Below are 14,394 nucleotides of genomic sequence, written 5' to 3' on the forward strand. Positions count from 1 at the left end.
TTGGCAAATGCATCATACCAAAAGCTATACCCTCCCTGAGGCCACAAAAAAATTGGAACGTTATTGCGCCTATCAAGAGCGCTGTCATTACGAGGTTGTGGAGAAATTAAAAGGGATGCGCATGATTCCAGAGGCCATTGATCATATTGTTGCCCACCTTATCCAAGAAAACTACTTAAACGAGGAACGATTTGCCAAGAGTTTTGCCCGGGGGAAGTTCAATATCAAAAAATGGGGCAGAAAACGCATTGTAAGAGAATTGCAGCAACGTGAAATCTCCATATTCAACATTAAAAGTGCCCTCGCGGAAATCAATGAGGAAGACTACCTTACCACCTTGGATGAACTTGCCAAAAAACGTTTGGACCAAATCAAGGAAAGTAACCTTCAAAAAAGAAAAAAGAAGTTGGCCGACTACCTATTTTACCGTGGATGGGAAAGCCACTTAGTCTATGAAAAGCTCCATGAGCTGATCTAGGCCCTATTTCTGCGCCACCAATCGCTGTGTTCTTGTCACGGCCTTTTCATTTTTCCAATCAATCCATTTTTGCCCTTTCATTTTGCGCATAAAATTGTCAAAATGACGCATAAAGAAAATATTGTACACGGCCTTACCAAAGTTTTTTGGCTTTCGCGCAATGGCTCGTAGACTCATGGAAAATCCTGGGGTTATGTACTTCATATGGTGCCAATACCCTTCGGGTATGTAAAGCACATTACCATGCTCCAATTGGGCCACATGTCCTTTGGCTTGTTGCAAGGCAGGCCATTTTTCCAAATCGGGGTCCGCAAAATCAATATCCTCCCTTGTAATCAGGGAATGTGGGATTTTGTACAAAAACTTGGTTTCGGATTGCGCGTATAGGATACATTGCTTCTTCCCTTCAAAATGAAAATGGAAGATATTGGCCAAGTCTATATCGTAGTGCATAAACGTGTGCGAATCACTTCCCCCAAAAAACAACATGGGCAATCCTTTCATCAACCGAAGTCCAAAATCGGGATACGAAAAGTCTTTTTGCAACTGGGGCACTTCCTTTAAGACGTTCCAAAGAAAAATGCGGTACTTGGTCGGTTCCCTTTTTAAAAGATCCACGTACTCGGCCATCTTCATTTTTGCATGTGGTTCGTTGAAGCCCTCATCGTGCTTTACGGGGCGATCATCATAAAGTGGTACCTGTTTATCCCCAGCAATTTCCTTCATATAATCCAGATTCCATTTGGAATACGCAGGCCAATCCTCAATAAAGCGCTCAATGACTACAGGCTTCTGGGGCTTGAAATATTTTTTGAGAAACTCCCTTTTGGTCAGGGTCTTTTCCCGAGGTATCTGTTCAAGATTTAGCTTCAAGATTTCAAGGAGTTTGAAACCACTAAATTAATAAAAGGTTTTGAAATGCTTACCTAAACCTTATTCCTTGGACACCAAGTTACTTTTTGCTTAGCAGCTTCGTTTCCGTTCTATTTAAAACTATATCGCAAACCAAACAAAACATTACTTGGTGGCATAGGCACAAAACCAGACTCTATGTAATCTGCATCGAAAATATTACTTGCTGTAATGGTAAACTCCGCCTGTTTTACTCTAACCGCCAATGATGCATCCCAAACATTATAGGTTTGTCCGGTAGTACGTTCTGCATACTTGTAAATTATGTTTTGACGAACATTTTTGAACAATTGCGTGCTTAAGCGCGTGGTATATTGGTGTTTTAGCGTGTTTAAGGAGTAACGGGACAGTTCTTCGTTTTGATCAAAAATATTGTCATCTAAAAACGCATAGCCCATACTTAAGGTTTGCGCAAAGTCTTTGAACTTAAAATTATAAGCAGCATCCAACTCTAGGCCCTTAGTGTTTACTTCCGTAATGTTTGTAGCCACAAACACATCCTCAGAAACATCGTTTCTAATATAATCTATTAGATTGTCTGCGTCTCTATTAAAAACGGCAACGCTGGCATTAAATTTAGGAGAGGTGTACTTTAAGCCTACTTCTTGCGCAAAGGCTTCTTCGGGCTCCAAATCTTCGTTACCACTAGTAACTGGGTCATTGTAGAACAAATCTGTATACGTTGGTATACGGTAGGTATAACCAATATTACCATATACTTTAAACGTATTGGTAAGGTTATAACCTATATCCAAACCAGGGAATGCTTTAACCTTAAAGTCAGAAAAATACGTTAACGCCACACCTGGCGTAATATCCAACTTGCTATCTGCTATACTAAAACGGTGCTCTAAAAAAACATTGGACATGAAACGATTTCGGCTACCTAGGCTATTACTTCTTAAATAGATTTTAGAAAACTCTACCCCAAATCCTGTAATTCCCAATTTAGAGGCATAAGAGGCATTGGTTTCTACCCCAACCTTGTTAGAAATATGCATGTTCCTATAAAAACCAGGCTCATTTCGTCTCAAAAGAAACAAGTCTTGATTACGTTTCCAATAGATTCTTGGCTGTATTTTTAGCTTGTTTTTCTTAAAGGTGGTAGAAAACGCCAACAGACTGTTTTGGGTTTCTTCGTACTCATGAAATGTAGGATTGGTGGTATAAAAATTTTCAGCTCCAAAATTACGCTCCAAGAAAGTAGCCGTCATTTCTATAGGCTGCGCATTCTTGTTGAAAATACTTTTCAAGTAATAATTGCCGTTGTCGTAATCTGAGTTATTTCTATACCCCTCGGATGTCATCCGTCCCACATGTATGATATGAGTTGAGTTTTCCGTATCGATGCCAACAGTTGCACTGCCATTTAATTGCCCAAAAGAACCCGCTTCCACATTTAAGGAAACAGCATTGTCCAAATTCTTCTTGGTAATGATATTGATAGCCCCGGCAAATGCATTTTGCCCAAAAACCCGAGCTGCCGGACCCTTTACAATTTCTATTCTTTCAATAACCTCCAATGGCAAGGCAGCATTCATGGTATGGTGACCCGTTTGGGCATCGTCCATTTTAACACCATCTATCAATAATAGGGTTTGGTCAAAACCACCACCTCTTATATACAAATCTGCTTGGCTACCACCGGTACCGCGTCTTCTTATATCTACACCCGCAACTTGTTGTAACAAATCTGCCACATTTACGGCAGCACTATTTTTAATATCATTGGAAGAAATGATATTAATGGTTCTTGAATTTTCCTTGAAAGGAAGGTTAATTCGGTTTGCGGTCACCACAACTTCGCTTAACGAATCTACCTTTATAGCAGCATCGTCTTGTTGCGCTTTTAGCTGAAAAGCACCAACGAGTAAAATCGCAGAAAATAAAATTGATTTCTTCATTATGTAAGCTTGTACGATAAGTTTTTACGTCAATTAATTATATGCTGCAAAAGTCCTAACTTTCCGGACGATTAAACTAGTCCAGTTTTAAAACAATGAATAGTCCGGTTTTTGATGTATTGGTAAAACTAATAACTATAGACAAGTCTATGGTACAACCTGTATACGTACAGGTGGCACAACAGATTACCAACGCCATTCAACGTGGTTATCTGGAAAAAGGAAGTAAGTTGCCCGGAACACGGGCTTTAAGTGAGTTATTGAACGTTCATCGCAATACAGCAGTAGCCATCTATGATGAATTGTCCTCGCAAGGTTGGGTAGACATCATGCCCAACAAGGGAACTTTTGTGGTAGTACCAGAAGATTTCAAAGTAAAGATCAAAGCGACCATTCAGCATATCAATCAAGTTTATGAGTATCCAAAAACTCCAGGATTCCCATTCCAACAATCCTTTAATTTGGCATCTACCAAAGAGGAGAGTACTGCCAAATATTCCATAAACGATGGTAAGCCCGATTTAAGATTACATCCCGTGCACCAATTTTCTAAATGGTATAGCGCTGCAATGAAACGGAAGCCATTGATCAACAAATGGAATAATACTAGTGCATTGATTCCTTCTGTTTTTAGCACACAACTTTGCAACTACTTAAATGCCACCAGGGGCTTCCATATAAAACCAACCCACTTATTAAATACCCGTAGTACGGAAATGAGCCTGTACATTGTTTCACAGGTATTAATAAATCCAGGGGATTTGGTCCTGGTTGGACAACTTAGTAATTATGTGGCCAACATGATATTTCAACAAGCTGGGGCAAAGATAAAAACAGTGCCTGTAGATGATGAGGGATTGGATATTGGTTATATAAAGAAACATTTTATACAGGATCGCATTCGCTGTATCTATGTTTGCTCCAACAGAGACTATCCTACAACGACAACATTGAGCACCAAAAGAAGACTGCAATTGTTGGAATTGGCCAAAACGCATGGTTTTGCCATAATTGAGGACGATTTTGACCATGATTTTCAGTTTGAAGGGTCCTCCATGCTACCCATGGCAAGTGCAGATGCCAATGGGAATATTATTTATTTGGGTAAACTGGGACAATCTTTATTTCCAAGTTTTCATACGGGGTTTGTCGTTGCGCCGGAACAGGTAATTTCCGAAGCCAATAATTACTTGCAATTATTGGATACCCAAGGAGACCTCATACAAGAACAAATGCTTTCGGAACTTATATCCGAAGGTGAAATATACCGACTCAAGAAAAAAAATATAGTAACCTACAAACAACGTAGGGATGCTCTATGTGGTCTTTTAAAAGAATATTTTAACCACGCACTTGATTGGCAAATACCTTCTGGAGGGCTTGCCATATGGTTGCGATTTAAAAACCACATATCATTGTTAAAACTGGCCGAAGAAGCTGAAAAACTGGATGTATTCCTGCCAAAAACCATTCTCTATCAAGATAAAAATACGTGCTCCATACGTTTTGGGTATGGGCATTTAAACGAGGAGGAGCTTAAAATCGTAATTAAAAAGTTACAACAAGCATACTTACAGTTAGTAGCTACTTAAAATAAAAAGAGACCATTTAAAAATGGTCTCTTTAAACATTCAAATTTATCTATCTTGCAAAGATGACAATCAATAGCCAAAAAACTTAATCGGGACCGTGCTTAAAAAAATTACCAACCTTACCTCGCCCAATTATAAAACCCTGGATTGGAAAACGGTTCTTCTAATTTTGTTCCTTGTCGCCTTTTTTATACGGTTTCCCTTTTTCTTCCGAGATTATGTAGATCGGGATGAAAGTACGTTCATCATCATGGCGCAGTCATGGGTAAACGGACATCTGCCCTACACCCAACTTTGGGACCTGAAACCACCCATTACCTTTTTGTTCTTTGCAGTCATTATTAAAATATTCGGCAAGAGTTTTTTGGCCATTCGGTTGTTTGGGACCTTATTGGTAGCCCTCACCGCATTGTTCACTTACGGAATGGCCAATACGATTACATCCAAAAAAGTGGCTTTTTGGGTCGCTATGTTGTGTGTGTTCTTCCAAAGCCTGTTTGGCAGCCTACAAGGGGTAATGTCCGAACATATCTGTACCTTTTTCTTTGTGGCCGGGGTATATCTTTTATTGACCAAGGACTCTATAAAATGGTATTTTTTAATTGGAATCCTTTTTGGATTGTCCGTAATGTCCAAATTGAACATGGTATATCCTGTTTTGGGAGTTGGAATCTATTTTTTGTGGGAAGGATTTGCCATAAAGCAATTTGGGACTATCCTAAAAAAAATGGTTTTCATGGGAACAGGCTTTTTGTTTGTACTGGTCCTCACAGCATTGCCGTATTATCTTGAAGGTCATTTACAAGTGTGGTGGCAATCCATTTTTGAGGCGCCTTTGGCCTATTCCGATTCCAAATTCCATTCCCCATTGAAAGTATTGCCTTTTGTGGTTGCTATTCTTGGCCTGCTTGCAGCAGGGTTTGCCTCAAAAAAGATTGACATTAAGTCAAGGTCTTTACAAATATTGACGGTTATTGTCATTGCCATCCTTATCTCGTTCATGCAAACCGGTAAGGTGAACGGCCACTATATGATCCAGCTTTATCCTTTTGTGTTGATTCCTTTTGGAATTATGATCGGTAAGCTCCTCCCTGAAAAGAAAATTTTTAAGCCATTGGCCATAGTACTTCTGCTATTACTCCCCATGGAGGCCTATTTGGAGTATGTAAACATTGTTGGCAACAAGATGGAAAAAGGGTCTTTTTTCAATGGGGAGGGAATAGACGTTCCCAAGTATATTGAAGCCCATGATCTGGACACCAAAAACATCTTTTTTACCGAGTACCATATTGGGTATTGGGTATTGGGGGTCAATCCTCCCACCAAAGCCGTGACCCATCCAAGTAATATTGCCCGGGAGGAACTATATCCCTACATGCAAAACCCCAGAAAAACAGGCATGGAGGAATTACAATATATCATGGACGTCCTGAAACCCAAGACTATAGTAGCACGAAAAGGCAAAAAAATATTCGATAAAAAATTGGTGGAGTACAATGAATATATTGATGCCTATTTGACCCAACACTACTTCCTACTTGCCACTGTGGATCGTGGTCTTATTTATCAGCGATTAGAATGATTCCAAAGTTGACCTCGATTAATCCGCATGTTTTTATACGGTCTGTTTGTCAAACTTTTGTTGAAATTCCTGTTATAAATAACTTCATGATTGATCGGGTCTGGTAATAAAATTACACTGCATACATCGGTACTTTGCCGACTCAAAAAACGGAAAAAGTTTAAGGAAAATCCCTTTTCTGGAATAATATTTCTCAGACTTGGCGGCCTTGCAGTTTGGGCATACGATCAAACTTCCGTTCTCATCCCTTGCATAACTTTTGATCTCTTCATAAATCTTCAGGGCCTCGTCTTTTTGTGATTTGTACACCTGTAGACGAATCCGGGAATAACTGGTTGCCGTATGATAATTTAGGTTTTCCTCCCATATAAAGGCAGGAATCCCTTCAGATTCGAGCTTTGCCTTGGCAATTTGGGCATCAGACTCCAAAAAAAACGAGTCAATTGTGTAAAATTCCTTTTTCACCTAGAATATGTTGTACAATGTGCAAAATTCGTGAGCCTTCTTCTTCCATGTTATTGGTGTGCAAACAAAATCGCAATCGCTCAATTTCTTGTTAAAATAGTCGATATTTTAAAATAGCTGCCGAAAAATTTCTCCATAACACAAATGTAGTTCTTCCTGTTTTTAAGCCCTATCTTAGGGCGTCATAAACCCATTGAAAATGAAACTTGTTCTCTCCTTTTTTGCAATACTATCCGGTTTGTGGTCCATGGCACAGACCAATTCCTATACTATTTCGTTTGGGAATGCCGTACACCACGAGGCATCCATAAATGCAATTTTCCCTGATTTGGGGAGGGATACCATTTCCTTTCGGATGAGCCGTACTTCTCCAGGGCGATATGCCTTGCACGAATTTGCCAAGAATGTCTATGGCTTCAAGGCTTTTGACAGTAAGGGAAACGCATTATCGGTTCATCGGCCCAATCCTTATGAATGGCAAGTTACCGGTCATGATGGCTCTATTCAGGTTCAGTATACCTTATTTGCCAACCGTGGCGATGGGACCTATTCCCAAATTGATGAGACCCATGCCCATTTGAACATTCCCGCTACCTTTATGTATGCTCCTTCCCTCAGCGAACGCAACATTGAAGTAACCTTTGATGTTAGAGAGGATTTAAACTGGGAAGTGGCCACCCAATTACCCTTGGTTTCCGGCACTACCTATTCTGCGCCCAACCTTTACTATTTTATGGACAGTCCTACCGAGATCAGTGACTTTATGCTTCGGTCTTTTGAGGTTGATGGCAAGACCATTCAGCTAGCCCTTCATCACAATGGAACCGAAGCGGAGGCCAACACCTATTTTGAAAAAGTAAAAAAGGTGATCTTGGCGGAAAAGGATGTTTTTGGGGAGCTTCCCAATTTTGATCATGACACCTATACCTTTTTGGCCTGTTACATTCCCAATGCTTCCGGGGATGGTATGGAACACCGAAATTCCACCATTGTAACCAGCACCCGTAGTTTGGCCAATGGAGGAATGGAGCGCAACATCGGTACGGTGTCCCACGAGTTTTTCCATGCGTGGAACGTGGAACGTATCCGCCCAAAGTCATTGGAACCTTTTGATTTTGAAGCTGCCGATATGAGTGGTGCACTTTGGTTCGCCGAAGGCTTTACCAGTTATTATACCAATCTCATCTTGTGCAGGGCAGGCCTTATATCCCCAAAGGAGTATGTAGAGGGCATTACCGGTACCTTTAATTATGTATGGAATTCTCCGGCCCGGAAGTTTTTTAACCCTATTGAGATGAGTTATCAAGCGCCCTTTGTGGATGCAGCCACTTCGGTAGATCCCGTGAACAGGGACAATACCTTTATCTCTTACTATTCCTATGGCAGTGTCCTAGGTTTGGCCTTGGACCTCTCTTTGCGTGAAAATGGTCTTACCATGGATGATTTCATGAAATCCGTTTGGCAACAATATGGAAAACCTGAAGTACCCTACACCCTAGAAAACCTTCATGATGCCCTCAACGCATTTGCCGGGAAGAAGTTTGGGGATGATTTCTTCAACACCTATATCTATACAAGTGGGATGCCCGATTATGTTTCTTTGCTGAACTCTGTTGGGGTGAATCTGCAACAGCCTAAAATAGAACCTTATTTTGGGGCCTATACGTCCATGAATCCTGATAATTCAGGGTATAAAATATTGAGAAATCCTGTAATGGGCAGCCCTGCCTACCTCGCCGGATTGGATACTGGTGATGTAATTCTTGACATCAATGGCATCTCTTTTTCTGAGGACCAAGACTTTTCGGATTACCTGAAGCAGTTTAAGATGGGAGATTCCTTAAAAGTGAGCTTTACCCGCTATGGGGTGCCAAAAACAACTTCACTGGTCTTGCGTCCGAGTCCCGATTATTCCATCCATCTTATGGAAGACAAGGAACAAACCCCATCCAAATCAATGCTCCAACAACGAAAAAGTTGGTTAAAACAGGAATAGATGATCTACTATAAACAGGCAAGTTCCACACAAGAACTGGAACAGATCCTTTCCCTTCAGCAAAAAAACTTGGCCAAAAGCCTAACCACGGACGAGCTGGAAAACGAAGGCTTTCTCACCGTGGAACATTCCATGGATATACTACAGGCCATGAATGAGGAATGTGGGCATATCATTGCTTTGGAAGATGGTGAGGTTATTGGGTATGCCCTTTGCATGCATCCCAAGTTTGCCGACTCCATTGAAGTTTTACGACCCATGTTTGTTGAAATCAACAAGGCCGTGGCTGACAAAAGCAACTATATGGTCATGGGGCAAATCTGCGTTTCCAAGAGCCATAGAGGCCAAGGCATTTTTAGAAACCTATACCTTACCATGAAGAATAAACTTCCCGAAGGTTTTGACACCATTATTACCGAAGTGGACGGAAAGAACAAGCGGTCGTTGAGGGCCCACGCCGCGGTTGGTTTTCAAACCCTAAAAGTGTATCCGGCTGGGGAGAAAGAATGGCATTTGATCGAACTAAAATAAAAAAGCCGCCCAATTGGGCGGCTTTTTTATTTCGTGAACTTGTTTGTTAATCGGCCAAGACAATTATTTTGTTGTCTTTCATTTCTATTGTTCCACTGGTAATGGACAGTACAGTTTCGCCGTTTTTCCCTGCGAAAAATTTATCCTTAAAAGCTTCATCTATTTTGATGTCCCCTTTTACCCTGACGTTTCCAGCTTGCAACAAAGAAACAATCGGGGCGTGATTTTCCAACATTTGAAACTCTCCATTTACACCAGGCACGGTAACCGAGGTTACATCGCCTGAGAATAAAGTCGCTTCGGGTGATACTATTTCTAAATACATATTTTCTATTGTCATTCCTGCGAAAGCAGGAATCTTTTTCAATTTGACTCAATTAATAATGAGATTCCTGCTTTCGCAGGAATGACATTACGCTTCCGCCAACATTTTTTCTCCAGCCTCGATAGCTTCTTCGATGGTACCTTTAAGGTTGAAAGCAGATTCTGGCAAGTGATCCAATTCACCGTCCATGATCATGTTAAATCCTTTAATGGTGTCCTTAATGTCTACCAATACCCCAGGAATACCAGTAAACTGCTCCGCTACGTGGAAAGGTTGTGACAAGAAACGTTGTACACGTCTTGCTCTACCTACGGCCAATTTATCTTCTTCAGAAAGTTCTTCCATACCCAAGATGGCAATGATGTCCTGAAGTTCTTTATATCGTTGCAACAACTCTTTAACGCGTTGTGCACATCCGTAATGCTCTTTACCCAAAATGTCCGGGGTCAAAATCCTAGAAGTAGAATCCAAAGGATCCACAGCAGGGTAGATACCCAATTCCGCAATTTTACGGGAAAGTACGGTAGTTGCATCCAAGTGGGCAAATGTTGTTGCCGGAGCAGGATCCGTCAAGTCATCCGCAGGAACGTAAACCGCCTGTACAGAAGTAATGGAACCTCTCTTGGTTGATGTAATCCTTTCCTGCATGGCACCCATTTCAGTGGCCAATGTAGGTTGGTAACCTACCGCAGATGGCATACGACCCAAAAGTGCGGATACCTCAGAACCAGCTTGGGTGAAACGGAAAATGTTATCCACAAAGAACAATACATCCTTCCCTTGTCCGTCTCCGGCACCATCACGGAAATATTCGGCAATGGTCAATCCAGATAGGGCCACACGGGCACGGGCACCGGGAGGTTCGTTCATCTGACCGAACACAAAGGTTGCCTTGGATTCTTTCATGGCCTTTTTGTCCACTTTGGACAAGTCCCATCCGCCTTCTTCCATAGAATGCAAGAAAGCATCACCATACTTTATAATTCCCGACTCCAACATCTCACGAAGCAAGTCATTTCCTTCACGGGTACGTTCACCAACACCGGCAAACACGGAAAGTCCACCGTGACCTTTTGCAATGTTGTTGATCAACTCTTGGATCAATACGGTTTTTCCAACACCAGCACCACCGAACAATCCAATTTTACCTCCTTTGGCATAAGGCTCGATCAAATCGATTACCTTGATCCCTGTAAAAAGTACTTCCGTTGAAGTGGAAAGATCTTCAAACTTTGGAGCTTCCCTGTGAATGGGCAGTCCATTGTCTCCAGCTTTAGGAAGGTTTTCCATACCGTCGATGGCATCACCGATCACGTTGAATAGACGACCGTATACATCTTCTCCGATCGGCATTTGAATTGGAGCACCAGTGGCAACAACTTCAACACCTCTACTCAAACCATCGGTAGAGTCCATGGAAATGGTCCTTACGGTATTCTCACCAATGTGGGATTGTACCTCCAATACCAATTTGGAACCATCTGCTTTGGCGATTTCAAGGGAATCATAAATCTTGGGAATCTCAGTTCCCGACTCAAACTCAACATCAATGACCGGGCCAATAATCTGGGCAACCTTACCTGTAACTTTAGACATTACTGTGTTTATTTTTAATTGAATACGAGGAAAAAACCGTTTTTTTTCCGGCTGCAAAGATATACTTTTCCCTTTGTAATCAGAAACTAAAAATCTTCTTTTTTACCAATAAAAAAGGCACTGAAAAAATCAGTGCCCTTGAATATTTTTTTTGGTAATGCTTTATGGATTGATAGTCCATGAAACATAGTAGATGGAACCAATGTTTCCTGTACCCACAGCGGTAAAGTACTCATCTCCCAATATATTGGAGCCTCCAACCTTGAAAATAGATTTTATACTTGGAACGGCGTAGTTCAATTGCGCATCCAACACGGTAAAGGAAGGAATGTCGCCATCCGCGAAAGATGCTTCCCAGAAATAGCTGTCGCTCCACCTGTAGTTCACATTAAATCCAAAATTTGTGAAAAGCTCTGGATTTCCAAAAGACGCCTTCACTTTATGCTTTGGCGTATTGAAATTGGTCCGAAAACCTTCCAACCTACCTTCATCGATATCCAATTCGGCATACGTGTAATTGACCCCTAAATCAAAGTTACCGAGTTTGGTATCCACACCAACTGTTGCTCCATAAGAGTTGATGTTCTCATCTGAGTTGGTATAGGTCTGATACACTTGATAGTCTCCATTTTGAAGCGCCAACAAGGACAATCCTCCATCTCCGGCTTCACCATAGAACGGAACTGCCGTTGTAGTATTGGCCAAGAAATTTTTATAACTGTTGTAATAGCCACTCAAATCAATGGTGAACTTCCCAATTTGGGCCCTATACCCAGCTTCATAAGCGGTAATTTCCTCGGGCTGCACCAAAGGTGTATTTACCTTTTGTGGGTCATTGGCCAACAAGGAAGCAGTGGAATAGGCATTTTCATAGGCAGCACGACCCACAATTTCCACTGTGGCCGGCATTCCAAGATTATCCTGAGCGGCTTGACTCACATTGAATGTTCTCACATCCCTGTCCAGGTTAGCTGGAGCTGAACCTACCAAAATTGCACGACCTGCATTCAATCCAATGAACAAATCTTGTGTGGTCGGGTTTCTAAAACCTTGTTGTACCGACACCCTAAAATTGTGGTTCCTGCTTTCACCTGCCGTATAGGCCAATGAGATTCTTGGTGAAAGGAAACCGTCAAAAAATTCGTTTTTATCATAGCGTGCAGAACCTGTAAACTTTAAACGTTCATCCATAAACTTCTTCTGCAGCTGCAAGTAAGCCCCATATTCATTATAGGTAATGGGTCCGTCAATATCTGTAAAAATGGTCCCGTTGGAGTTCAATTCATATTCCCGGAACGAGCCCCCGATTTGAAGGTCGGCCCAATCATCTATCAAATGGGCCAAATTATAGTTTCCGTTCACGTGACGGAACTTGGTTTCGTCCACAAACTTGGCCCCAGTACTCAGATCTCCATCATTAATCACTTTATTGAATGCATTTTCAAAAGCAGGAGTTCCAGGAATCAACCTTCCTTGATCGGCCGCTTGACGGCCCGCAATATGTGCTTGGGCAGAAGACTGCTCAGGCGTAAGTCCGCCCTGTTGTATTCCTCCTAGATAGGTGGGGATGTATGCGGTGGCATAATCCGTGAACCATTGCGTATCTGATTTCCATGACCTATTGACGTTGATTGCGGCGAAACGGGTATCATAGGCATCCCCTGAATTTTCGGAAACGATATAACCTCTTAGAAAGAAGTTATCGTTCTTTATTTCCAAACGATGTTGTTGCATGGTAAATCCTGCAACAGCATAACGGTTAGCACCTTGGTAAATCGTGGTACCGCGACCAATCCTACTGTTCAAAATAACCTCCAGGTCATTACCGAAAGGTCTATAATGGAATGCAAAATCCGCCTTCACACTTTCCGCATTGTAATTGGCCAAATCCGCTTCATCATACCCTGTTCGGGAAATCACAGCAGAACCAACAGTCCCTGTAGGCAGGCCTGCGGCCGCATCAAAGTTCAAGGTGGTTGAGACTTCATCCCCATAAACATTTAAACCGTCATACGCTGGATTGGAACGATCTGCACCAGGATTGTTCAAGTCTATGGTTTGATTGGCGTGCCAGTCCTCCCCTGTCAAAACGGAAAGATTTGCCTTAACGGCCACTTTATCACTGAAGGCATGGGCCGCCCTAATACCAAAATCCTTATAAAAGTTACTGCCGGCAGCATCTTGTACGGTGACCCCTCCCTTGGCATAGGCACTGATTCCTTGAAAGTCAAATGGATTTTTGCTCCTCATGAACAGGATACCATTAAAAGCCCCTGCCCCGTACAAAGCTGAAGAGGCTCCTGGCAAGATTTCCACACTCTGTACATCCAACTCGGACATACCCACCAAGTTACCCAACACAAAGTTAAGTCCGGGTGCAGTGTTGTCCATTCCATCCACAAGCTGGAGGAACCTATTGTTGGCAAAAGTGGCAAAACCTCTAGTGTTTATGGACTGAAAGGTCAAACTATTGGTATTGATGTCCACTCCTTTCAAATTTTGTAATCCCCCATAGAAAGACTCTGCCGTTGTATTCTTTATTTCCTTCAAACCAAAACGCTCCACGGAAACCGGGGATTCAAAAATCCGCTCCGGGGTACGGGAAGCCGAGACCACTATCTCGTCCAAAAGGGTGGAGACCTCTCCCAATACAATTGAAAGGGTTTGGTTATTGGCCGTAACATTGGCTATAAATTCAGAAAAACCAATACTACTGACCCGCAGTCTGAACGGGGGTTCCTCTGATGTATTAAAAGTAAAGTTTCCATCAAAATCGGTAGTGGTTCCTTCCGCCTTTCCCATCAAGACCACATTGGCTCCTGGGATAGGCTCATTATTTTCATCAACCACCTTTCCTTGGACTGTTGTCTGCGCGTATGTGACAATTCCAAAGAGCATGAGGGAAATACTGAATAGTCTTCTCATTGGTTTTGAATTAGAGTTAGATAAGTTTTAAGTGCATATTAAATAATGTAATGTGGAAGATACATTTTTTTTTATTTGCATTCCACAA

The 14,394-nt window shown here is 41.9% G+C and carries 11 protein-coding genes; 5 read left to right on the forward strand and 6 right to left on the reverse strand.

Annotation, left to right across the window (positions count from 1 at the left end):
- Positions 1–7: 7 nt before the first annotated feature.
- Complete coding sequence (locus tag F8C76_RS11010; RefSeq protein WP_129653647.1) at positions 8–478, forward strand: regulatory protein RecX; 471 nt, start codon at positions 8–10, stop codon at positions 476–478.
- A gap of 3 nt (positions 479–481) precedes the next feature.
- Here F8C76_RS11010 and F8C76_RS11015 read toward each other — a convergent pair whose 3' ends face one another.
- The gene (locus F8C76_RS11015) at positions 482–1,351 is read right to left on the reverse strand and encodes a cupin-like domain-containing protein (protein WP_152131765.1); all 870 of its coding nucleotides are present in this window, start codon (positions 1,349–1,351) and stop codon (positions 482–484) included.
- Between the two features lie 110 nt (positions 1,352–1,461).
- Complete coding sequence (locus tag F8C76_RS11020; RefSeq protein ID WP_211372151.1) at positions 1,462–3,294, reverse strand: TonB-dependent receptor plug domain-containing protein; 1,833 nt, start codon at positions 3,292–3,294, stop codon at positions 1,462–1,464.
- Positions 3,295–3,389: 95 nt separating this feature from the next.
- Between F8C76_RS11020 and F8C76_RS11025 the strand changes: the two genes are divergently transcribed.
- Both F8C76_RS11025 and F8C76_RS11030 read left to right on the forward strand, forming a co-directional pair.
- Complete coding sequence (locus F8C76_RS11025; RefSeq protein WP_152131767.1) at positions 3,390–4,886, forward strand: aminotransferase-like domain-containing protein; 1,497 nt, start codon at positions 3,390–3,392, stop codon at positions 4,884–4,886.
- Between the two features lie 97 nt (positions 4,887–4,983).
- Positions 4,984–6,468 (forward strand): ArnT family glycosyltransferase, encoded by a 1,485-nt coding sequence (locus tag F8C76_RS11030; protein WP_249042404.1) that lies wholly within the window; start codon positions 4,984–4,986, stop codon positions 6,466–6,468.
- A gap of 84 nt (positions 6,469–6,552) precedes the next feature.
- Here the strand turns inward: F8C76_RS11030 and F8C76_RS11035 are convergent, their stop codons facing one another.
- Positions 6,553–6,933, reverse strand: a complete 381-nt coding sequence (locus F8C76_RS11035) for a putative signal transducing protein (RefSeq protein WP_152131769.1) — start codon at positions 6,931–6,933, stop codon at positions 6,553–6,555.
- A gap of 199 nt (positions 6,934–7,132) precedes the next feature.
- On the opposite strand from F8C76_RS11035, the gene F8C76_RS11040 reads away from it, so the two are divergent.
- Both F8C76_RS11040 and F8C76_RS11045 read left to right on the forward strand, forming a co-directional pair.
- Complete coding sequence (locus tag F8C76_RS11040) at positions 7,133–8,929, forward strand: M61 family metallopeptidase (RefSeq protein WP_152131770.1); 1,797 nt, start codon at positions 7,133–7,135, stop codon at positions 8,927–8,929.
- Positions 8,930–9,460, forward strand: coding sequence for a GNAT family N-acetyltransferase (locus F8C76_RS11045; RefSeq protein WP_152131771.1), 531 nt, complete (start codon positions 8,930–8,932; stop codon positions 9,458–9,460).
- Between the two features lie 46 nt (positions 9,461–9,506).
- On the opposite strand, the gene F8C76_RS11050 is transcribed toward F8C76_RS11045, so the two are convergent.
- From F8C76_RS11050 to F8C76_RS11060, 3 genes are all read right to left on the reverse strand, one after another.
- Positions 9,507–9,785: a F0F1 ATP synthase subunit delta/epsilon gene (locus F8C76_RS11050; protein WP_152132871.1), complete on the reverse strand. Its 279-nt coding sequence runs from the start codon at positions 9,783–9,785 to the stop codon at positions 9,507–9,509.
- An 87-nt stretch (positions 9,786–9,872) separates the two neighbouring features.
- Positions 9,873–11,381, reverse strand: a complete 1,509-nt coding sequence (atpD, locus tag F8C76_RS11055) for a F0F1 ATP synthase subunit beta (protein ID WP_129653656.1) — start codon at positions 11,379–11,381, stop codon at positions 9,873–9,875.
- A gap of 162 nt (positions 11,382–11,543) precedes the next feature.
- Positions 11,544–14,306 (reverse strand): TonB-dependent receptor, encoded by a 2,763-nt coding sequence (locus F8C76_RS11060; RefSeq protein WP_152131772.1) that lies wholly within the window; start codon positions 14,304–14,306, stop codon positions 11,544–11,546.
- Positions 14,307–14,394 lie beyond the last annotated feature (88 nt).

This window comes from Flagellimonas olearia, assembly GCF_009184425.1.
Lineage (GTDB): Bacteria > Bacteroidota > Bacteroidia > Flavobacteriales > Flavobacteriaceae > Flagellimonas > Flagellimonas olearia.

Bases quoted from the DNA above. Each gene is read 5' to 3' on its own strand.
- F8C76_RS11020 (WP_211372151.1), bottom strand. From the start codon at position 3,294: ATGAAGAAATCAATTTTATTTTCTGCGATTTTACTCGTTGGTGCTTTT.
- F8C76_RS11040 (WP_152131770.1), top strand. From the start codon at position 7,133: ATGAAACTTGTTCTCTCCTTTTTTGCAATACTATCCGGTTTGTGGTCC.
- F8C76_RS11060 (WP_152131772.1), bottom strand. From the start codon at position 14,306: ATGAGAAGACTATTCAGTATTTCCCTCATGCTCTTTGGAATTGTCACA.
- F8C76_RS11050 (WP_152132871.1), bottom strand. From the start codon at position 9,785: ATGTATTTAGAAATAGTATCACCCGAAGCGACTTTATTCTCAGGCGAT.
- F8C76_RS11045 (WP_152131771.1), top strand. From the start codon at position 8,930: ATGATCTACTATAAACAGGCAAGTTCCACACAAGAACTGGAACAGATC.
- F8C76_RS11010 (WP_129653647.1), top strand. From the start codon at position 8: ATGCATCATACCAAAAGCTATACCCTCCCTGAGGCCACAAAAAAATTG.
- F8C76_RS11025 (WP_152131767.1), top strand. From the start codon at position 3,390: ATGAATAGTCCGGTTTTTGATGTATTGGTAAAACTAATAACTATAGAC.
- atpD (WP_129653656.1), bottom strand. From the start codon at position 11,381: ATGTCTAAAGTTACAGGTAAGGTTGCCCAGATTATTGGCCCGGTCATT.